Origin of the sequence: Streptococcus sp. 9903 (assembly GCF_013276625.1) — a bacterium.
Classification (GTDB): Bacteria; Bacillota; Bacilli; order Lactobacillales; family Streptococcaceae; genus Streptococcus.
Genome location: NZ_VMLI01000015.1, coordinates 18,939 through 39,693, shown reverse-complemented (window position 1 = coordinate 39,693; position 20,755 = coordinate 18,939). Strand labels below are relative to the sequence as shown.

23 protein-coding genes are annotated in these 20,755 nt (G+C 42.6%); 21 read left to right on the top strand and 2 right to left on the bottom strand.

Going from position 1 to position 20,755, the window contains the following annotated elements; genetic code table 11:
* The first annotated feature begins 79 nt into the window (after positions 1-79).
* The 15 genes from HT696_RS07060 (at position 80) to pflA (ending at position 14,452) form a co-directional block, all read left to right on the top strand.
* A complete protein-coding gene (locus HT696_RS07060; protein ID WP_173282539.1) occupies positions 80-853 on the top strand; it encodes a TatD family hydrolase in 774 nt (257 codons plus the stop codon).
* Positions 853-1,413, top strand: coding sequence for a ribonuclease M5 (gene rnmV, locus HT696_RS07055; protein WP_173282541.1), 561 nt, complete (start codon positions 853-855; stop codon positions 1,411-1,413). Before HT696_RS07060 ends, rnmV begins: the two co-directional genes overlap by 1 nt.
* 70 nt (positions 1,414-1,483) lie before the next feature.
* The gene (locus HT696_RS07050; RefSeq protein WP_173282543.1) at positions 1,484-2,383 is read left to right on the top strand and encodes an XRE family transcriptional regulator; all 900 of its coding nucleotides are present in this window, start codon (positions 1,484-1,486) and stop codon (positions 2,381-2,383) included.
* Between the two features lie 267 nt (positions 2,384-2,650).
* A complete protein-coding gene (locus HT696_RS07045) occupies positions 2,651-4,681 on the top strand; it encodes a bacteriocin-associated integral membrane family protein (RefSeq protein WP_173282545.1) in 2,031 nt (676 codons plus the stop codon).
* 1 nt (position 4,682) lies between these two features.
* The gene (locus HT696_RS07040) at positions 4,683-5,324 is read left to right on the top strand and encodes an ABC transporter ATP-binding protein (protein ID WP_173282547.1); all 642 of its coding nucleotides are present in this window, start codon (positions 4,683-4,685) and stop codon (positions 5,322-5,324) included.
* Complete coding sequence (locus tag HT696_RS07035; RefSeq protein ID WP_172930844.1) at positions 5,317-5,625, top strand: hypothetical protein; 309 nt, start codon at positions 5,317-5,319, stop codon at positions 5,623-5,625. Before HT696_RS07040 ends, HT696_RS07035 begins: the two co-directional genes overlap by 8 nt.
* A gap of 262 nt (positions 5,626-5,887) precedes the next feature.
* The gene (rsmA, locus tag HT696_RS07030) at positions 5,888-6,760 is read left to right on the top strand and encodes a 16S rRNA (adenine(1518)-N(6)/adenine(1519)-N(6))-dimethyltransferase RsmA (RefSeq protein ID WP_173282549.1); all 873 of its coding nucleotides are present in this window, start codon (positions 5,888-5,890) and stop codon (positions 6,758-6,760) included.
* Position 6,761: 1 nt separating this feature from the next.
* Positions 6,762-7,640 carry a ribosome small subunit-dependent GTPase A gene (gene rsgA, locus HT696_RS07025; protein ID WP_173276012.1) on the top strand — a complete coding sequence of 293 codons (879 nt, stop codon included), beginning with the start codon at positions 6,762-6,764 and terminating at the stop codon, positions 7,638-7,640.
* A gap of 10 nt (positions 7,641-7,650) precedes the next feature.
* Positions 7,651-8,307, top strand: a complete 657-nt coding sequence (gene rpe, locus HT696_RS07020) for a ribulose-phosphate 3-epimerase (RefSeq protein WP_173276009.1) — start codon at positions 7,651-7,653, stop codon at positions 8,305-8,307.
* The gene (locus tag HT696_RS07015; RefSeq protein WP_173276007.1) at positions 8,270-8,932 is read left to right on the top strand and encodes a thiamine diphosphokinase; all 663 of its coding nucleotides are present in this window, start codon (positions 8,270-8,272) and stop codon (positions 8,930-8,932) included. Before rpe ends, HT696_RS07015 begins: the two co-directional genes overlap by 38 nt.
* Position 8,933: 1 nt before the next feature.
* The gene (locus HT696_RS07010) at positions 8,934-10,190 is read left to right on the top strand and encodes a DNA recombination protein RmuC (RefSeq protein WP_049512929.1); all 1,257 of its coding nucleotides are present in this window, start codon (positions 8,934-8,936) and stop codon (positions 10,188-10,190) included.
* The gene (locus HT696_RS07005) at positions 10,180-11,121 is read left to right on the top strand and encodes a 3'-5' exoribonuclease YhaM family protein (protein WP_049512930.1); all 942 of its coding nucleotides are present in this window, start codon (positions 10,180-10,182) and stop codon (positions 11,119-11,121) included. Before HT696_RS07010 ends, HT696_RS07005 begins: the two co-directional genes overlap by 11 nt.
* A 266-nt stretch (positions 11,122-11,387) precedes the next feature.
* On the top strand, positions 11,388-12,215 hold the full coding sequence (gene purR, locus HT696_RS07000; RefSeq protein WP_049512932.1) for a pur operon repressor: 828 nt from the start codon (positions 11,388-11,390) through the stop codon (positions 12,213-12,215).
* A gap of 66 nt (positions 12,216-12,281) precedes the next feature.
* Positions 12,282-13,586 (top strand): diaminopimelate decarboxylase, encoded by a 1,305-nt coding sequence (locus HT696_RS06995; protein ID WP_173283476.1) that lies wholly within the window; start codon positions 12,282-12,284, stop codon positions 13,584-13,586.
* 71 nt (positions 13,587-13,657) lie between these two features.
* Positions 13,658-14,452, top strand: a complete 795-nt coding sequence (pflA, locus tag HT696_RS06990; RefSeq protein WP_001288289.1) for a pyruvate formate-lyase-activating protein — start codon at positions 13,658-13,660, stop codon at positions 14,450-14,452.
* Between the two features lie 271 nt (positions 14,453-14,723).
* Here pflA and yidC read toward each other — a convergent pair whose 3' ends face one another.
* Positions 14,724-15,650 (bottom strand): membrane protein insertase YidC, encoded by a 927-nt coding sequence (gene yidC, locus HT696_RS06985; protein ID WP_173283475.1) that lies wholly within the window; start codon positions 15,648-15,650, stop codon positions 14,724-14,726.
* 77 nt (positions 15,651-15,727) lie between these two features.
* Positions 15,728-16,006, bottom strand: coding sequence for an acylphosphatase (locus HT696_RS06980; RefSeq protein ID WP_001174613.1), 279 nt, complete (start codon positions 16,004-16,006; stop codon positions 15,728-15,730).
* A 33-nt stretch (positions 16,007-16,039) separates the two neighbouring features.
* Between HT696_RS06980 and HT696_RS06975 the strand changes: the two genes are divergently transcribed.
* From HT696_RS06975 to HT696_RS06950, 6 genes are all read left to right on the top strand, one after another.
* A complete protein-coding gene (locus tag HT696_RS06975) occupies positions 16,040-16,780 on the top strand; it encodes an RNA methyltransferase (RefSeq protein ID WP_173283474.1) in 741 nt (246 codons plus the stop codon).
* A gap of 55 nt (positions 16,781-16,835) precedes the next feature.
* Positions 16,836-17,519: a Bax inhibitor-1/YccA family protein gene (locus HT696_RS06970; RefSeq protein WP_001016914.1), complete on the top strand. Its 684-nt coding sequence runs from the start codon at positions 16,836-16,838 to the stop codon at positions 17,517-17,519.
* Positions 17,520-17,629: 110 nt separating this feature from the next.
* The gene (asnA, locus tag HT696_RS06965; protein ID WP_000748005.1) at positions 17,630-18,622 is read left to right on the top strand and encodes an aspartate--ammonia ligase; all 993 of its coding nucleotides are present in this window, start codon (positions 17,630-17,632) and stop codon (positions 18,620-18,622) included.
* A gap of 64 nt (positions 18,623-18,686) precedes the next feature.
* Positions 18,687-19,226 carry a 16S rRNA (guanine(966)-N(2))-methyltransferase RsmD gene (gene rsmD / locus HT696_RS06960; protein ID WP_000706954.1) on the top strand — a complete coding sequence of 180 codons (540 nt, stop codon included), beginning with the start codon at positions 18,687-18,689 and terminating at the stop codon, positions 19,224-19,226.
* The gene (gene coaD / locus HT696_RS06955) at positions 19,216-19,692 is read left to right on the top strand and encodes a pantetheine-phosphate adenylyltransferase (protein WP_173282553.1); all 477 of its coding nucleotides are present in this window, start codon (positions 19,216-19,218) and stop codon (positions 19,690-19,692) included. Before rsmD ends, coaD begins: the two co-directional genes overlap by 11 nt.
* Positions 19,689-20,726 carry a SepM family pheromone-processing serine protease gene (locus HT696_RS06950; protein ID WP_173282554.1) on the top strand — a complete coding sequence of 346 codons (1,038 nt, stop codon included), beginning with the start codon at positions 19,689-19,691 and terminating at the stop codon, positions 20,724-20,726. Before coaD ends, HT696_RS06950 begins: the two co-directional genes overlap by 4 nt.
* Positions 20,727-20,755: the final 29 nt, after the last annotated feature.

The window sequence follows — 20,755 nt, the reverse complement described above, 5'->3', positions numbered from 1 at the left end:
AGAGAGGAGGGAAACCGAAAAATTGGGGGTCCCTCCTCTTTTTTGGTATAATAGAAGATAGAAAACGAGGTTAGAAGAGATGATTTTTGATACACATACACACTTGAATGTAGAAGAATTTGCAGGTCGTGAGGCAGAAGAAATTGCCTTGGCTGCTGAGATGGGTGTGACACAGATGAATATTGTGGGTTTTGATAAACCGACGATTGAGCGTGCCTTGGAGTTGGTAGATGAGTATGACCAACTCTATGCGACAATCGGTTGGCATCCGACAGAAGCTGGAACCTACACAGAGGAGGTTGAAGCCTACTTGCTTGACAAGCTCAAGCACCCAAAGGTAGTTGCCTTGGGTGAGATTGGCTTAGACTACCACTGGATGACAGCGCCAAAAGAGGTGCAGGAACAGGTTTTTCGCAGTCAGATCCAGCTATCTAAGGACTTGAATTTACCTTTTGTTGTCCATACCCGTGATGCGCTGGAAGATACCTATGAGATTATCAAAAGTGAGGGCGTTGGTCCTTGTGGTGGTATCATGCATTCATTTTCAGGGACGCTTGAGTGGGCAGAGAAGTTTGTGGACCTTGGTATGACCATTTCCTTCTCAGGAGTGGTGACTTTCAAGAAAGCAACTGACATCCAAGAAGCAGCTAAAGAGTTACCTTTGGACAAGATGTTGGTGGAAACGGATGCACCTTACTTAGCACCTGTACCCAAGCGTGGTCGTGAAAACAAAACAGCCTATACTCGCTATGTAGTGGACTTTATCGCTGACTTGCGTGGGATGACGACAGAAGAGCTGGCGGTAGCAACGACTGCAAATGCAGAACGAATTTTTGGATTGGACAGCAAGTAATGAAAGAAAAAATTTCTCAAGTCATCGTGGTTGAAGGTCGCGATGATACAGCCAATCTCAAACGTTACTTCGATGTAGAGACCTATGAGACACGAGGTTCTGCCATCAATGAGCAAGATATTGCACGTATTCAGCGTCTACATGAGCTTCATGGAGTCATTGTCTTTACAGACCCAGATTTTAATGGGGAGCGGATTCGCCGCATGATTATGACGGCCATCCCAACAGTTCAGCATGCCTTCCTCAAACGAGATGAAGCTATTCCTAAGTCCAAAACCAAGAGCCGTTCCCTGGGAATTGAGCATGCCAGTTATGAAGACCTGAAAATGGCTCTAGCTCAGGTGACAGAACAATTTGAACATGAGAGTCAGTTTGACATTAGTCGTAGCGACTTGATTCGCCTTGGTTTTCTAGCAGGGGCAGACAGCCGTAAGCGTAGAGAATATCTGGGAGAGGCTCTCCGAATCGGCTATTCTAACGGCAAGCAACTCCTCAAGCGCTTAGAGTTGTTTGGGGTCACCTTGGCAGAAGTGGAAGAAGCTATGAAATCTTATGAGTAGGAAAGATGTGACTGTTACAATTTTTTAAGTTCACAGTATTTTTCGAAGCAGGTAGAAGAGGAGGCGTCTGATGTTAATTGGTCAAAAAATTAAAGAGATTCGGATAGAAAAAGGAATTAGTCGTCCAGATTTTTGTGGAGATGAGCAAGAACTGACGGTTCGTCAACTGTCGCGAATTGAAAGTGGAGCTTCGCAACCAAGTTTGCCCAAGTTAGACTATATTGCTCGCCGGCTAGGAGTTCCAGCTTATAGCCTTATGCCGGATTTTTCTGCTCTTCCTCCTGCTTATTTGGAATTGAAATACCAGATTTTACGTGAACCAATCTATGGTAAAGAAGAGGAGTACGATAAGAAAGAAGCGTGTTTGGAAGAGATTTATAAAACATACTTTGATAATCTTCCTAAAGAAGAACAATTAGCATGTGAAGTATTGCAGGCGTGTTTAGATACTTCTAGAACTAGAAGGCCTGAATATGCAGAGTTAATACTTGAGGAACATATGCCTCAGATTATAGAAAAAGAAGCTTATTCAATAAATGATATGTTGTTGATTCGTTTGTTTTTTTATCAAATGCTTATTAGAAAAGATCTTGCCAAATTTATAAATCAAATCGAAAAGCTAATGCTCTTTCTTTTGGAACAGAAGAAGGTAACTCAAATAGAGAATTACTTTATAATTAGAGATACTCTTATTTCAGGAATGTGTTGTCTTGAAAAGGTAGGAGTAACTGATTGTTTTAATGATTATCTATCGTGTTTACAAGAAATTATGGATAAAACTCAAGATTATCAAAAGAAACCTCTTGTATTTATGTTTTTGTGGAAGCAAGCATTAAGAGAAGAAAGAGATTTTAGTTTAGCTGAATCATTTTATCAGTCTTCTAAAACATTTGCGCAGCTAATTGGAGATGGATTTCTAGTAAAGAAATTGACAGAGGAATGGCAAGAAGATTTAAAAAAATATTTATAAACATAGTGAATCAGTGACAAAAATGTCCTTGTTCTAGTATTGAAATAGTTCTAAAGTTCGTCTTTAGGACTGTTTTTTAGATATGAGCCAAAAATAATATGGAATAGTTAGATTTTAAGGACATTGACGTCCTTGATAGTTCTTGAAAAAACGGATATAATATATTTGAAGATGTTGCTAGTAGAAAGAACTTAATAAACTTCTTAACATCGCAGTGACTGTGGTCACCTTCTCACTAAGTGACCAAGTAACTTTTTGGAGGAAATGATGAAACGTTTATTTATTTTGATTTCAATGGTATTGGTATCGCTTTATATGGTGATAACTTCCGTTGACCATCGAGAAGAGATTTTATTTGGTAACTATCCCTCTGTTGATGTGACAGGAATGGTGATAAATCAACCAGTAGCTGGTCGCGAAGAGGTGACAGAGGCTTTGAGTCACTTGGCGGTAGAGCAAAATAGTCTCATCGCCCGTCGGATCGTTGAGCCAAATGAAGCTGGAGAAACACGCTTTACCTATGCCACTTATGGTCAGGGAAAGCTTCCAGCAGGTCTGACCATTTCCTCCAAGGAGAGTGCAGAAACGAGTGATTTATTAGGGTCTTACTTGATTGTGTCAGGAAGTTTGGATGGAGTGAGTTTACAGACCACCTTGAAAGAACTTGGTTATCAAGGCTTTGTTTCGAATGGAGAAGATCCATTTTCGATAGTCTTATTATTGGCGGCTACCCCAATGGGACTACTGAGTCTAGCTATTTTTCTGCTGACCTTTATGAGTCTGACCCTGATTTATCGGATCAAGTCCCTTCGTCAAGCAGGGATTCGCTTAATAGCTGGTGAGAGCTTGTTTGGGGTTGCTCTCAGACCGGTGTTAGAAGATGTGAGACAACTTATTTTCTCGGTACTGGTATCCAGTCTTTTGGGCTTGGGGATTCTCTGGTATCAAGGTGCCTTGTTTATGGCAACGGTGCAACTTGTCATCATTGCTCTTCTACTTTATGGATTGATCCTGGCCGGGATTTCTACCTTACTAAGTGTCGTCTATCTACTTGGTTTACAAGAAAATAGTCTGGTGGATCTATTGAAAGGGAAACTCCCTCTCAAACGTATGATGACATTGATGATGGTGGGGCAACTCTTAGCCGTACTGGTGGTCGGCTCGAGTGCAACTACTCTCCTACCTCACTACCGTGAAATGCAGGAGATGGAGAAGGCAAGCGATAAATGGAGCCAGTCCTCAGACCGTTACCGTCTATCCTTTGGTTGGTCTAGTGCATTTGCCGATGAAGAAGGAATGCGTAAGGATAATCGTGAGTGGCAGACATTTACTGAAGAACGGTTAGCCAATACAGACTCTTTTTATATTATGAGCAATGTTGACAATTTCTCAGATGGAGCAGAAGTGGACCTAGATGGCAATCGTCTCAGTGACTACACACCGTCAGGGAATGTTATCTATGTCTCACCGCGCTATCTGATAGAAGAAAAGATTACCGTTTCTTCAGAGTTTATGGATAAGATGCAAAACTTGTCTGAGGGAGAGTTTGGGCTGATTTTGCCTGAGAGCTTGCGAGAGCAGTCTGCCTACTATCAAAGATTATTTACAGATTACCTGCAAAGATTTTCATCTGAAAGTGTAGAAGTGACGAGTCAGAAACACTACCTTCCACAGTTAAGGCTAGCTTTTACAGAAACAGGACAGGAACGTTTCCTCTATAATGATGGGTACAAGACAACACGTCAGTACCTAAAAGATCCGATTATTGTAGTTCTAACGCCGCAAGCGACTGGAACAAGACCTGTTGCAGGGATGTTGTGGGGAACTACGGCTAATAGTGCCTTGAAACTAGATCGATATGGAGACAGCATCACAGCTCTAAAAGAGCAAGGTCTGTATCACAAGGTCTCTTACTTGGTAAAAAGTCAGCTATTTTTTGCCAAGGTACTAAATGACAAACGGGTGGAGTTTTACTCTCTCCTTATTGGGACTGTTTTGACTCTGTCTACGGCTATTTTGTTATTTGATTCCATGAATCTTCTCTATTTTGAGCAGTTCAGACGGGAGCTTATGATTAAACGTCTTGCTGGCATGACAATCTATGAGCTTCATGGCAAGTACTTACTGGCGCAAGGAGGAGTTCTCTTGCTTGGCCTAGTCCTATCTAGTATTTTGACAGGAGATAGCTTGATTAGCGCACTAGTTGTAGCTTTGTTTACGCTTAACGCCCTCTTGATTTTAGTAAGGCAGGATAAAAAAGAAGAAGCTGGTAGCATGGCAGTATTGAAAGGAAAATAAGATGATTGATATTCAAGGATTGGAAAAGAAGTTTAATGATCGTGCGATTTTCTCTGGTTTAAATCTCAAGCTGGAGAAGGGTAAGGTTTATGCCTTAATCGGAAAGAGTGGAAGCGGAAAGACGACTCTGCTGAATATCTTAGGAAAGCTAGAAAAGATAGATGGTGGAAGGGTTTTCTATCAGGGGAAAGATTTAAAAACCATACCCACTCGTGAGTATTTTCGAGACCAGATGGGTTATCTCTTTCAAAATTTTGGCCTTTTAGAAAACCAATCAATCAAAGAGAATTTGGATTTGGGCTTTGTCGGTCAAAAAATTTCAAAAGTCGAACGTTTGGAAAGGCAAGTGGAGGCTTTAGAAAAAGTTAATCTAGGGTATTTGGATTTAGAACAAAAAATTTATACTTTATCTGGGGGAGAGGCTCAACGAGTTGCCCTTGCGAAGACTATTTTGAAAAATCCACCCTTGATTTTGGCAGATGAACCAACAGCAGCTCTTGATCCTGAAAATTCAGAGGAGGTTATGAATTTCTTGGTGGGCTTGAAAGATGAAAATCGAATGATCATCATTGCGACCCATAATCCCCTAGTCTGGAATAAGGCCGATAAAATCATTGATATGAGGGAGCTTGCTCATGTGTGAAAAAATCCGTATTCGCAGGGTATCTGATTATCCGAGTGCCAGAGGTGGTTTAGAAGATATTCTCATCATGGAAAATATGACCAATCATCTCCTTTTGGTTCAAATCCGAGTAAATGGCTATTTGCTTGATTTTGCTAGCATTGAAGGGCAAAGGCAAAAGCATTATCGTTTGAAAAATTTACCTCAAATGGTTGAATTGACAGTGGACGATGTGGAGGAGGATGTAGATTTGACCCTACCTGAAAATCGAAGTTATCAAGAAGCTGATTTTTTCGAACGGATGTTTCGAGAGAAGCGCTAATTCCCCCTTTAAAGATTTCCAAGAGAGTCTGGGACAAAAAGATTTTAATTTTAGGAATTCTTTATTATAAATTTTAAAAATCGATAGATTAGACAAAAAAGCGAACAAGACAGAATTCTGAGTGTCAGATAACTCGTTTTGTTCGCTTTTTATATTTAAGACTAGACTTTTGTCCCAGCCTCTTTTTTGGTATGATTTTCACCCCCAAAATACAAGGGGAATGTGTTACAATAGTAGTAACAGATAATAGAAAAGAGAATAGATGAGAATTGCAGATTATAGCGTGACCAAGGCAGTGCTGGAGCGTCACGGTTTTACCTTTAAAAAGTCCTTTGGGCAAAATTTCTTGACGGATACCAATATCCTACAAAAAATCGTGGATACGGCTGAGATTGATGACCAGGTCAATGTCATTGAAATCGGGCCAGGTATTGGTGCCTTGACCGAGTTTTTGGCTGAGCGTGCAGCTCAAGTCATGGCCTTTGAGATCGACCACCGTTTAGTGCCAATTTTGGCAAATACCCTACGTGATTTTGACAATGTGACAGTGGTTAACGAGGACATTCTCAAGGTCGATTTGGCGCAACATATCCAGAATTTTAAAAATCCTGACCTGCCAATCAAGGTAGTGGCTAATTTGCCTTACTACATCACAACGCCTATTCTCATGCACTTGATTGAGAGTGGGATTCCTTTTAGTGAGTTTGTGGTCATGATGCAAAAGGAAGTGGCAGACCGTATCTCGGCTCAACCAAATACCAAGGCATATGGTAGTTTGTCAATCGCCGTGCAGTATTACATGACTGCCAAGGTTGCCTTTATCGTACCTCGTACGGTCTTTGTGCCAGCGCCAAATGTGGATTCAGCCATTTTGAAAATGGTGCGTCGTCCAGAGCCAGCTGTAGCAGTGGGAGACGAGAACTTCTTCTTTAAGGTTTCCAAGGCAAGTTTCACTCATCGCCGTAAAACCTTATGGAATAACTTGACAGGTTACTTTGGCAAGACTGAAGAAGTCAAGGACAAGCTGACCAAGGCTTTGGACCAAGCAGGCTTGTCACCAAGTGTGCGTGGGGAAGCTCTCAGCTTGGCAGAGTTTGCCAGCCTAGCAGATGCACTTAAAGGGCAAGGACTCTAAGATGCAGGGACAAATCATTAAAGCTTTGGCTGGGTTCTACTATGTAGAGAGTGAGGGTCAGGTTTATCAAACACGGGCGCGTGGAAATTTCCGTAAAAAAGGGCATACTCCCTACGTTGGGGATTTGGTAGATTTCTCTGCGGAGGAGAACTCTGAGGGATATATCCTTAAGATTCATGAACGAAAAAATAGTCTGGTTCGTCCGCCCATTGTCAACATCGACCAAGCTGTAGTAATCATGTCCGTCAAGGAACCTGATTTTAACAGCAATTTGCTGGATCGGTTCTTGGTTCTTTTGGAACACAAGGGCATCCATCCCATCGTCTATATTTCCAAAATGGATTTGTTGGAAGATAGGTCAGAATTGGATTTTTACCAACAAACCTATGGTGACATCGGCTATGACTTTGTGACCAGTAAAGAGGAACTTCTGCCCTTGTTAACAGGCAAGGTTACAGTCTTTATGGGGCAGACAGGTGTTGGGAAGTCAACTCTTCTCAATAAAATCGCACCAGATCTCAATCTTGAAACAGGAGAAATTTCAGACAGTCTGGGTCGCGGGCGCCACACTACTCGAGCTGTTAGTTTTTACAATCTCAATGGGGGTAAAATCGCGGACACACCAGGTTTTTCATCACTGGATTATGAAGTATCAACGGTGGAAGACCTCAATCAGGCCTTCCCAGAGATTGCTAGTGTCAGTCGAGACTGCAAATTCCGCACTTGTACCCATACCCATGAGCCGTCTTGTGCAGTCAAGCCAGCTGTTGAAGAGGGTACCATTGCAACCTTCCGTTTTGACAACTACCTGCAATTTCTCAGCGAAATTGAAAATCGCAGAGAAACCTATAAAAAGGTCAGCAAAAAAATTCCAAAATAAGGAGAAACCTATGTCTCAATACAAGATTGCTCCGTCAATTCTGGCAGCAGATTATGCCAACTTTGAACGTGAAATCAAACGCCTAGAAGCAACTGGGGCAGAATATGCCCATATCGATATTATGGACGGTCACTTTGTACCACAAATCAGTTTTGGTGCAGGTGTGGTCGAGAGTCTTCGACCTCATAGCAAGATGGTTTTCGATTGCCACTTGATGGTGTCAAATCCTGAGCATCATTTAGAAGACTTTGCGCGTGCGGGAGCAGATATCATCAGTATCCATGTAGAAGCAACGCCTCATATTCATGGCGCCCTCCAAAAAATTCGCTCACTCGGAGTTAAACCTTCAGTCGTTATCAATCCTGGCACGCCTGTTGAAGCCATCAAGCACGTCCTTCACCTAGTTGACCAAGTTTTAGTCATGACAGTTAACCCAGGCTTTGGTGGGCAAGCCTTTCTACCTGAAACCATGGATAAGGTCCGTGAGTTGGTTGCCCTTCGTAAGGAAAAAGGTTTGAACTTTGAGATTGAAGTGGATGGCGGGATTGATGATCAAACTATTGCCCAAGCTAAAGAAGCTGGTGCGACCGTTTTTGTAGCAGGTTCCTATGTCTTTAAGGGAGATGTCAATGAGCGAGTACAAACTCTCAGAAAACAACTGGACTAGGGTTGCCGTTTTTGCAGGCGGAGACCGCGGACATTATCGGACGGATTTTGATGCTTTTGTCGGTGTGGATCGAGGATCGCTCTGGGTCTTGGAGGAAGACTTGCCTCTCGCTCTAGCGGTTGGAGATTTTGATTCTGTGACGGAAGAAGAGCGACAGGTGATTCAAAAACGTGCCCAGTATTTTGTCCAAGCCCGACCAGAAAAGGATGATACAGATCTGGAATTGGCTCTCTTAACCATCTTTGAGAAAAATCCTCAGGCTGAGGTCACTATTTTCGGTGCTTTGGGTGGACGTATTGACCATATGTTGGCGAATGTCTTTCTGCCTAGCAATCCTAAGTTGGCACCCTATATGCGTCAAATAGAAATTGAGGATGGGCAAAACTTGATTGCCTATTGTCCAGAAGGGACCAGTCAGCTAGAACCTCGCTCGGACTATGACTATCTAGCCTTTATGCCAGTTCGGGATAGCCAGCTGACTATTCTTGGTGCCAAGTATGAGTTGACAGAGGACAATTTTTTCTTTAAAAAAATGTACGCTTCTAACGAATATATAGATAGGGAAGTGTCGGTGACTTGCCCAGATGGCTATGTAGTTGTCTTGCATAGCAAGGACAGGAGGTAGGATGGAAAGTTTACTTGTTCTATTATTGATTGCCAACCTAGTTGGACTTTTTCTGATTTGGCAAAGGCAGGATAAGCAGGAAAAACATCTAGCCAAGAGCTTGGAGGATCAGGCAGATCAATTGTCAGACCAGTTGGATTACCGTTTTGAACAAGCCAGACAAGCCAGTCAGTTGGATCAAAAAGACCTGGAAGTGGCTGTCAGCGACCGTTTGCAAGAAGTGCGAATGGAATTGCACCAAGGCTTGACTCAAGTTAGACAGGAGATGAACGAGAATCTCCTTCAAACCAGAGATAAGACCGACCAACGTCTCCAAGCCTTGCAGGAATCAAATGAGCAACGTTTGGAACAAATGCGCCAAACAGTCGAGGAAAAACTAGAAAAGACCTTGCAGACGCGCTTGCAGGCTTCCTTTGAGACAGTTTCCAAACAACTGGAGTCGGTCAATCGTGGCCTTGGAGAAATGCAGACAGTTGCCCGCGATGTCGGAACCCTCAACAAGGTTCTCTCTGGAACCAAGACGCGAGGGATTCTTGGAGAATTGCAACTGGGGCAAATCATCGAAGACATCATGACACCTGCCCAGTACGAACGAGAATATGCAACGGTTGAAAACTCCAGTGAACGAGTGGAGTATGCCATCAAGCTGCCTGGACAGGGTGACCTGGAATATGTCTACTTACCGATTGACTCCAAGTTTCCACTGGCAGATTATTACCGCTTGGAAGAAGCCTATGAAGCTGGTGACAAGGACGAGATCGAACGCTGTCGTAAATCGCTTTTAGCAAGCGTCAAGCGCTTTGCCAAGGATATCAGGAACAAGTACATAGCACCACCTCGGACGACCAATTTTGGAGTCTTGTTTGTTCCGACAGAAGGTCTCTACTCAGAAATCGTCCGCAATCCTGTCTTCTTTGATGATTTGAGACGGGAGGAGCAGATTATTGTCGCAGGGCCAAGTACCCTGTCAGCTCTCCTCAATTCCCTATCAGTTGGATTCAAAACTCTCAATATCCAAAAGAGTGCCGATCATATCAGTAAGACTCTTGCCAGCGTCAAGACCGAGTTTGGCAAGTTTGGTGGCATTCTGGTCAAGGCACAAAAACATCTTCAACATGCCTCTGGCAATATTGATGAATTATTAAACCGTCGTACCACAGCTATCGAGCGGACGCTCCGTCACATTGAGTTATCAGAAGGTGAGCCTGCGCTTGATCTACTCCATTTTCAAGAAAATGAGGAAGAATATGAAGATTAGTCACATGAAAAAAGATGAGCTATTTGAAGGCTTTTACCTAATCAAATCAGCTGACCTGAGACAAACTCGCGCTGGGAAAAATTACCTAGCTTTTACCTTCCAAGATGATAGTGGCGAGATTGATGGAAAGCTCTGGGATGCTCAACCTCATAACGTTGAGGCCTTTACTGCAGGTAAGGTTGTCCACATGAAAGGTCGCCGAGAAGTTTATAACAACACCCCTCAAGTCAATCAAATTACCCTCCGCTTGCCTCAACCTGGCGAACCCAATGATCCAGCTGATTTTAAGGTCAAGTCACCAGTTGATGTCAAGGAAATCCGTGACTACATGTCGCAAATGATTTTCAAAATTGAAAATCCTGTTTGGCAACGGATTGTCCGAAAGCTCTACACCAAGTATGATAAGGAATTTTACTCCTATCCAGCTGCCAAGACTAACCACCATGCCTTTGAAACGGGTTTGGCCTATCATACGGCAACCATGGTGCGCTTGGCAGATGCCATTAGCGAAGTCTATCCACAGCTCAATAAGAGCCTGCTCTATGCGGGGATTATGCTGCATGACTTGGCTAAGGTCATCGAGTTGACTGGACCAGACCAGACTGAGTATACAGTACGAGGTAATCTCCTTGGGCATATTGCTCTAATTGATAGCGAAATTACTAAGATAGTGATGGAACTCGGTATCGATGATACCAAGGAAGAAGTCGTTCTGCTTCGTCATGTCATCCTCAGTCACCACGGCTTACTTGAGTATGGAAGCCCAGTCCGTCCACGCATTATGGAAGCAGAGATTATCCATATGATTGACAATCTGGATGCAAGCATGATGATGATGTCAACAGCTCTTGCTTTGGTGGATAAAGGAGAGATGACCAATAAAATCTTCGCTATGGATAATCGTTCCTTCTATAAACCAGATTTAGATTAATAATTTAAGAAAAATGAGCATTTTTTAGGATAAGAATGTTCGTTTTTTTATGTGAATATGGTATAATAAGTAAAAGACAAAAATGAATACTCTTCAAAAATCTCTTCAAACTAGGGTAGCATCGCCTTGTCGTATGTATATATGTAGTTATATTACAGACCTTGTCAGTTCTATCGACAATCTCAAAACAGTGTTTTGAACCACCAGCGACCAGCTTTCTAGTTTGCTTTTTGATTTTTTGAATAAAAATGGAATAGGAAATAGAAATGAAATTAAGAAGAAGTGATCGGATGGTTGTCATTTCCAACTATTTGATTAATCATCCTTATAAACTAACTAGTCTCAATACTTTTGCTGAAAAGTACGAATCTGCTAAATCATCTATCTCAGAGGATATCGTCATTATCAAACGCGCCTTTGAGGAAATCGAAATTGGTCATATCCAGACAGTAACTGGTGCTGGTGGTGGTGTCATTTTCACACCATCAATCTCAAACCATGATGCCAAGGAAATGGTTGAGGACTTGCGTGCTAAGTTGTCAGAAAGTGACCGTATCTTGCCAGGTGGCTATATCTACCTGTCTGATTTGCTTAGCACACCAGCTATCTTGAAAAATATTGGCCGCATTATTGCCAAGAGCTTTATGGATCAAAAAATTGACGCGGTTATGACAGTAGCGACCAAGGGTGTTCCACTTGCAAATGCAGTTGCCAATGTCCTCAATGTTCCTTTTGTTATTGTGCGCCGTGACTTGAAAATTACCGAAGGTTCAACTGTCAGTGTCAACTATGTATCCGGTTCAAGTGGTGACCGCATTGAGAAAATGTTCCTTTCAAAACGCAGTCTTAAGGCAGGCAGCCGTGTCTTGATTGTAGATGACTTCTTGAAAGGTGGCGGAACTGTCAACGGGATGATTAGTCTCTTGCGTGAGTTTGATTCAGAATTGGCTGGTGTCGCAGTCTTTGCGGACAATGCCCAAGAAGAACGTGAAAAGCAGTTTGACTATAAGTCACTCTTGAAGGTTACCAATATTGATGTCAAGAACCAAGCCATCGATGTTGAGGTTGGCAATATCTTTGACGAAGATAAATAAGAGATAGAACTAAAGGTTGGAACGATTGTCCCAGCCTTTCTTTGCAAATAGAATAGAAGGAAGCTTATGAAAACACCATTTATCAATAGAGAAGAGTTAGAAGTGATTGTTGCCGAGTTCCCGACTCCCTTTCACTTGTATGATGAGAAGGGGATTCGTGAGAAGGCAAGAGCCGTCAACCAAGCATTTTCGTGGAACAAGGGCTTTAAGGAATATTTTGCAGTTAAGGCTACTCCAACCCCAGCTATCTTGAAAATTCTTCAAGAGGAAAGTTGTGGAGTGGATTGCTCTAGTTATGTAGAACTTTTGATGAGTCATAAACTGAATTTCCCTGGTTCTGAGATTATGTTCTCTTCAAACAACACGCCAGACAAGGAATACGCCTATGCGCGTGAATTGGGTGCGACCATTAACTTGGATGCCTTTGAAGATATTGAACATCTGGAGCGAGCAGCAGGCATTCCAGAAATTATCTCTTGTCGTTACAATCCTGGAGGCGTTTTTGAACTGGGGACAGACATCATGGACAATCCTGGAGAAGCCAAGTTTGGCATGACCAAGGACCAGCTCTTTGAAGCTTTTGCTATCTTGAAGCAAAAAGGAGCTAAGACTTTTGGGATTCACTCCTTTCTAGCGTCCAATACCGTGACCCATCTCTATTATCCAGAGTTGGCGCGTCAGCTCTTTGAATTGGCTGTTGAAATCAAGGAAAAGTTGGGCATTTCGCTAGACTTTATCAATCTTTCTGGCGGTATTGGTGTCAACTATCGTCCAGACCAGGAGCCGAATGATATTGCCTTGATTGGTGAGGGAGTTCATAAGGTTTATGAAGAGGTTCTTACGCCAGCAGGTCTTGGTGAGGTAAAGATTTTTACCGAATTGGGTCGCTTTATGTTAGCTCCTCATGGGGCACTAGTCACAAGAGTCACTCATAAGAAGGAAACCTACCGTACCTATCTGGGTGTGGATGCATCAGCAGTCAATCTCATGCGTCCAGCTATGTACGGAGCTTATCATCATATTACTAACGTGACCCATCCAGATGGACCAGCTGAAGTGGTAGATGTGGTTGGTTCACTCTGTGAAAACAATGATAAATTTGCAGTCAATCGCGAACTGCCTCATACAGAAATCGGTGATTTGCTGGTCATTCATGATACAGGTGCTCACGGTTTTTCAATGGGTTACCAGTACAACGCCAAACTTCGTTCTGCAGAAATCCTCTATACCGAAGAAGGCAAAGCTCGTCAAATCCGCCGTGCAGAGCGCCCTGAGGACTACTTTGCAACCTTGTATGGTTTTGATTTTGAAGAAGAATCTGAGAATAGATTGAAAATGAAATTGAAAAACAGCTTGCTTTCTAAAAAATAGGCAAAAACCTTGTTTTTCCTTCAAGTCGTGATATAATAAAACTATAAAACGTTTTCAAGGAAGGTAACGATATGTCTGAAGAAACAATTGATTATGGACAAGTGACAGGAATGGTGCATTCGACAGAAAGCTTTGGGTCAGTAGATGGGCCTGGTATTCGCTTTATTGTCTTTTTGCAGGGCTGTCACATGCGTTGCCAGTATTGCCACAACCCTGACACTTGGGCTATGGAGTCCAATAAGTCACGTGAACGGACGGTAGATGATGTCTTGACAGAAGCCTTGCGCTACCGCGGTTTCTGGGGAAATAAGGGTGGGATTACAGTCAGTGGAGGAGAAGCCCTCTTGCAGATTGATTTCCTGATTGCCCTCTTTACCAAGGCCAAGGAACAAGGAATCCACTGTACCTTGGACACCTGTGCCCTTCCTTTCCGTAATAAACCACGTTACCTTGAGAAGTTTGATAAACTCATGGCTGTCACTGACTTGGTCCTCTTGGATATCAAGGAAATCAACGAAGAACAGCACAAGATTGTAACTAGCCAAACCAATAAAAACATCCTGGCTTGTGCCCAGTATCTATCAGATATTGGAAAACCTGTCTGGATTCGCCATGTGCTAGTTCCAGGATTGACAGACAGAGATGATGACTTGATTGAACTTGGTAAGTTCGTCAAGACCCTCAAAAATGTGGATAAGTTTGAAATTCTACCATATCATACCATGGGTGAGTTTAAATGGCGTGAATTGGGAATTCCATATTCCCTCGAAGGAGTCAAACCACCAACAGCAGACCGCGTCAAGAATGCTAAACAACTCATGGATACCGAAAGTTATCAAGATTATATGAAACGTGTACATGGATAAAAAAGATGCCTGATGGAAACATCGGGCTTTTGATACTCAATGAAAATCAAAGAGCAAACTAGGAAGCTAGCCGTAGGCTGCTCAAAACACTGTTTTGAGGTTGTGGATAGAACTGACGAAGTCAGCTCAAAACACTGTTTTGAGGTTGTGGATAGAACTGACGAAGTCAGTAACCATACATACGGCAAGGCGAAGCTGACGTGGTTTGAAGAGATTTTTGAAGAGTATGACTTGCAAAAAGACTTAGCAAATCAGCTAAGCCTTTTTCTTCTTATCTCGAACGTTGTTTTCCAGCGTTGCGATTTTTGTGTTTTTTCTTGCTTGTGATAGCAGTTGGTTGTTCAGGGGTAACGTCTTTTCGTCCACTTGGTGTAGAGAAAGCATTTGCTTTTGGTGGGTTCTTTGCCAGTTCTTCACGGACTTTTTTGCGAAGTTTTGGACGAACGATATAGTTGACGATAAACTGTTGGAGAATCATCATGAAACCACCGACAACCCAATAAAGTGTGACACTAGCTGGTGAGATGAGGGAGAAGCCGGCAATCATGACTGGGCTCACGTAAGCCATTTTCTTGATTTGATCTCTTTGCGTTTGATCCTCTACTCCGTGAAGTGAAAGGAGTGATTGAAGATAGTAAAGGACACCAGCGCAGGCAGCCAAAATCATACTTGGAGAGCCTAGAGGGATGCCTAGGTAGCTTGCTTGAGCAACACCTTCAGTATGTTGGGCAGTAAAGTAGATAGCGGAGAAGAAAGGCATTTGAAGGAGGAGAGGGAAACATCCTACACCACCAAACATACTGATGCCATGCTCTTTTTGAGCAGCAAAGAGAGCTTGTTGGGCTTCGAGTTTTTCTTCTTGAGTAGTTGCTTCCTTGAGACGCGTTTGGTGTGGCTCAAGGACGTGCTTGAGGGCGTTCATCTTTTCAGAGTGAAGCGTTGCCTTCCATGATTGGTAGATACCAAGTGGCAAGATAATCAAGCGCACGATAATGGTTACGATAATGATAGCGACACCAAAGCCTAGACCTTTATCATTGGCGAAGTACTTGATAGCTTCAGCCATAGGCGCTCCGAAAGTATTCCAAATGACTCCTGTTGGCTGGCCTGTGGTTTTATCGACATTGACACAGCCAGTTAAGACTAGCAACATAGCCACTCCCATAGCCGAGAGTGCAAAACGTTTAATAGATTTCACTGTTTTTATTCCTTCTTTAAAAATTATACCTTTCTATTCTACTGTTTTTTTACAAAATATACAATAGTTCTGGAGACCTAATTTGCGATTTTAAAGTCAGAGTAGGGAGGAAAGTTGCTCAGTTTGACATCTAAGTAGCTGACTTTTGAAAAAGGTGTTGGTCCTTTGCGGATTTCTTGGATAAATTTTGCCATGATAGCAGATGAGTCTGCTTGGGCTAAGATTTCCACTGTGCCATCGTCGTTATTCCATACCCGACCTGTGATACCACCAATTTCAAGTGCCAAGCTGTAAACACCCCAACGAAAGCCGACTCCCTGCACCCTACCTTGGGCAATCATTCTAACCTTTTGCATACCAAACCCCTTTGATTGTGTTATAATATTTCTATGACTATTATAACCTCAAAAGCCAATTCTGTGGTAAAAAATGCCAAGAAATTACACCAAAAAAAATACCGCAAGTCTGCTTATTTGATTGAAGGCTGGCACTTGTTTGAAGAAGCTGTCCAAGCTGGAGTGACGATTGAGAAAATCTTTGCCCTAGAAAGTTACCGAAATCAGTTAGCTACTTTTCCGCAAACTGTCTGGGTTTCAGAGGATATTTTGCTAGATTTGGCGGATTCTCAGACTCCACAGGGCATTGTTGCGGTGGTTCAAAAAGAAGAAGTAGGACAAGTTGATTTTAGTCAGGGCAAGTTCTTGTTTTTGGAAGATGTGCAAGATCCTGGTAATGTGGGAACTATCATTCGGACTGCGGATGCAGCAGGTTTTACTGGAGTGATTGTTTCAGATAAGTCAGCAGACATCTACAGTCTCAAGACCTTACGTTCTATGCAAGGCAGTCATTTTCATTTGCCTATTTACCGGATGTCTAGTCAAAGGCTTCTCGAGGAAGCAAAAGAGGCAGCTATCCCAGTGCTAGCCACAACCCTATCTAAAGATTCTGTTGATTACAGAGAACTGCCTTCTATAGAAAATTTTGTACTAGTTATGGGAAATGAAGGTCAAGGAATTAGTCCCCTTATGGCTGAAAGTGCAGACCAGTTGGTCCACATTAGTATGAAGGGGCAGGCAGAGAGTTTGAATGTTGCCGTTGCGGCCGGTATTTTAATCTTCCATTTAAGCTAATTTTAACTTTTTTTGTTATAATCAAGGAAAGATGTTCATAGAAAAGGAGAAAAGGATGAATCACACTATTATACATGACCGTGCAGGTCTCAATCAATTTTACGCTAAGGTTTATGCCTTTGTTGGTCTGGGGATCGGATTATCCGCTTTAGTATCAGGTCTTATGTTGACGGTCTTTCAGTCTCAGTTAGTTTACTTTTTGATGCAGGGGCGTCTCTGGTTGACCATTGCTACTTTTGCGGAGTTGGCCTTGGTTTTCGTTGCCAGTAGTATGGCTTCAAGGAATAGTCCAGCGGCTCTTCCAGTATTTTTACTTTACTCAGTATTAAACGGCTTTACCCTTAGTTTTGTGGTAGCTTTCTATACTCCGGGTACAGTTTTATCTGCCTTTGTATCGAGCGCCCTTCTCTTCTTTGTCATGGCGGCAGTTGGTATCTTCACCAAGAAAGATTTGAGTGGCCTTGGTCGAGCGATGATGGCGGCTCTTATCGGTTTGCTGATTGCTATGGTAGTCAATATTTTCTTGGCTAGTGGCTTCTTTGATTATATGATTAGCGTAGCCATGGTTTTGGTTTTCTCAGGGTTGATTGCTTGGGATAACCAAAAGATTCGCCTTGCTTATGAGCAATCACAAGGTCGTGTAGCGACAGGTTGGGTTGTGTCAATGGCTCTCAGTATCTATCTTGATTTTATCAATCTCTTCCTAAGTATTTTACGTATCTTCGGTCGTAATGACTAAAGGGTCTATGAAATCAGTGTTTTGAGTGACACTGATTTTTTTAAATTTTCTCTTTTCTTTTCTTGGAAAAAGGTGTATAATGCTTTTAACTAATTTTTGAGGAGTAGTTTATGAAGAAAAGTTTTATCCATCAACAAGAAGAAATTTCCTTTGTCAAAAACACTTTTACCCAGTATTTGAAAGATAAGTTAGAAGTTGTCGAAGTTCAAGGTCCTATCTTGAGCAGGGTCGGTGACGGGATGCAGGACAACTTATCAGGTGTGGAGAATGCCGTATCGGTCAAGGTTCTCCAAATCCCTGATGCTACTTATGAAGTGGTGCACTCCCTTGCCAAATGGAAACGCCATACCTTGGCTCGCTTTGGTTTCGGTGAAGGGGAAGGTCTTTTCGTCCACATGAAGGCTCTTCGTCCAGACGAAGATTCGCTTGATGCGACTCACTCTGTTTATGTTGACCAGTGGGACTGGGAGAAGGTTATCCCAAATGGTAAACGCAACATTGCTTATCTAAAAGAAACAGTTGAGAAGATTTACAAGGCCATTCGTTTGACAGAACTAGCTGTTGAAGCTCGCTATGACATCGAGTCAATCTTGCCAAAACAAATCACTTTTATCCACACAGAAGAGTTGGTAGAACGCTACCCAGACTTGACACCGAAAGAACGTGAAAATGCTATCTGTAAAGAATTTGGAGCCGTCTTTTTGATCGGTATCGGTGGCGAGTTGCCAGACGGTAAACCGCATGATGGACGTGCACCAGACTACGATGACTGGACAAGTGAGTCTGAAAATGGCTACAAGGGTCTAAATGGTGATATTCTTGTCTGGAATGAATCTCTAGGTGGAGCCTTTGAGCTGTCTTCTATGGGAATCCGTGTAGATGAAGAAACCCTTCGCCGTCAGGTAGAAATTACAGGTGATGAAGACCGCTTGGAATTGGAATGGCACAAGGCTTTGTTGAATGGTCTATTCCCATTGACAATCGGTGGAGGAATTGGACAATCTCGGATGGCCATGTTCTTACTTCGCAAGAAACATATCGGAGAAGTGCAAACAAGTGTTTGGCCTCAAGAAGTCCGTGATACTTACGAAAATATTTTATAGAGAATCGAACCGCAAGGTTCGGTTTTCTTTCTCTTTTCGCTCATAATTTGGTATAATAAACGGTATGAAAATCGTATCAGGAATCTATGGGGGACGTCCCCTCAAGACACTAGAAGGTAAGACGACAAGACCAACTTCGGATAAGGTTAGGGGAGCTATTTTTAACATGATTGGTCCCTACTTTGAAGGGGGACGAGTCTTGGACCTTTATGCAGGTAGTGGTGGTTTATCTATCGAGGCAGTATCGCGTGGCATGTCCAGCGCTGTTTTGGTGGAACGAGACCGTAAGGCTCAGGCTATCGTAGCTGAAAATATTCAGATGACCAAGGAAGTTGGAAAATTTCAACTCCTCAAGATGGATGCAGAAAGGGCATTGGAACAGGTATCTGGGGAATTTGACCTCATTTTCTTAGATCCTCCTTATGCCAAGGAACAAATCGTAGCAGATATTGAAAAAATGGCTGAGAGAGAACTTTTTTCTGAAGATGTCATGGTCGTGTGTGAGACGGATAAGGCCGTTGAGCTTCCAGAAGAAATTGCCTGCCTGGGCATCTGGAAGGAAAAAATTTATGGAATTAGTAAGGTGACAGTCTATGTCAGATAAGATTGGCTTATTCACAGGCTCATTTGATCCGATGACAAATGGGCATCTGGATATGATTGAACGGGCGAGCAGACTTTTTGATAAGCTCTATGTGGGTATTTTTTTTAATCCCCACAAACAAGGATTTCTCCCTATCGAAAATCGTAAACGAGGGCTAGAAAAGGCTTTGAAACATTTGGAAAATGTTGAAGTCGTGTCTTCTCATGATGAATTGGTGGTCGATGTCGCAAAAAGACTGGGGGCTACTTGTCTAGTGCGGGGTTTGAGAAATGCAGCGGATTTGCAATATGAAGCCAGTTTTGATTACTACAACCATCAGCTGTCTCCTAATATAGAGACCATTTATTTACATAGCAGACCTGAACATCTCTATATCAGTTCATCTGGTGTTCGAGAGCTTTTGAAGTTTGGTCAGGATGTTGCCTGCTATGTTCCTGAGAGTATTTTGGAGGAAATTAAGAAATGAAAAAAAAGATTAGATGGCCCTTATATGTCATTGCGGCCTTGATAGTGACTTTCTTGGCGTTTGTAGTGCCCTTGCCTTATTATATAGAGGTTCCAGGTGGTTCGGAAGATATTCGCCAAGTCCTCAAGGTCAATGATACAGAAGATAAGGAAGCTGGGGCCTATCACTTTGTTACGGTTGGTGTTCAGCATGCTACTTTAGCCCATATGATTTATGCTTGGTTGACGCCTTTTACAGATATTCGTAGTGCCCAGGAGACTACAGGTGGCTCTTCAGATGTTGAATTTATGCGTATCAATCAATTCTACATGCAGACATCACAAAATATGGCCAAGTATCAAGGTCTAAAAACAGCTGGTAAGGATATCGAACTTAAATACCTTGGGGTTTATGTCTTGACTGTGACGGATAATTCGACCTTTAAAGGGATTCTCAACATCTCTGATACAGTCACAGCAGTCAATGATCAGACATTTGACAGTTCCAAAGATTTGATTGATTACGTCAATTCTCAAAAACTAGGGGACTCCGTTAAGGTCACCTATGAAGAAGATGGGCAAACCAAGTCTGCAGAAGGTAAGATTATCACCTTGGAAAACGGAAAAAATGGGATTGGAATCGGTTTGATTGACCGTACAGAAGTGACCAGTGATGTCCCAATTCGCTTTTCAACAGCCGGTATCGGCGGTCCAAGTGCTGGTCTCATGTTTAGTCTGGCCATCTATACTCAAATAGCTGACCCAGGCCTTCGTAACGGCCGTATCGTTGCTGGTACAGGAACCATTGACCGCGATGGCAATGTGGGGGACATTGGAGGTATTGATAAGAAAGTTGTAGCTTCGGCTAGAGAAGGTGCTGCGATTTTCTTTGCTCCTGATAACCCTGTTGGCGAAGAAGAACAAAAGGCGCATCCGGACGCGAAAAACAACTACCAAACAGCCCTAGAAGCAGCCAAAACAATCAAGACAGATATGAAAATCGTGCCTGTTAAAACCCTACAAGATGCAATTGATTACTTGAAAAACAATCCCTAGATTTTGAGGGGAATTTCCAAACTAGCGCG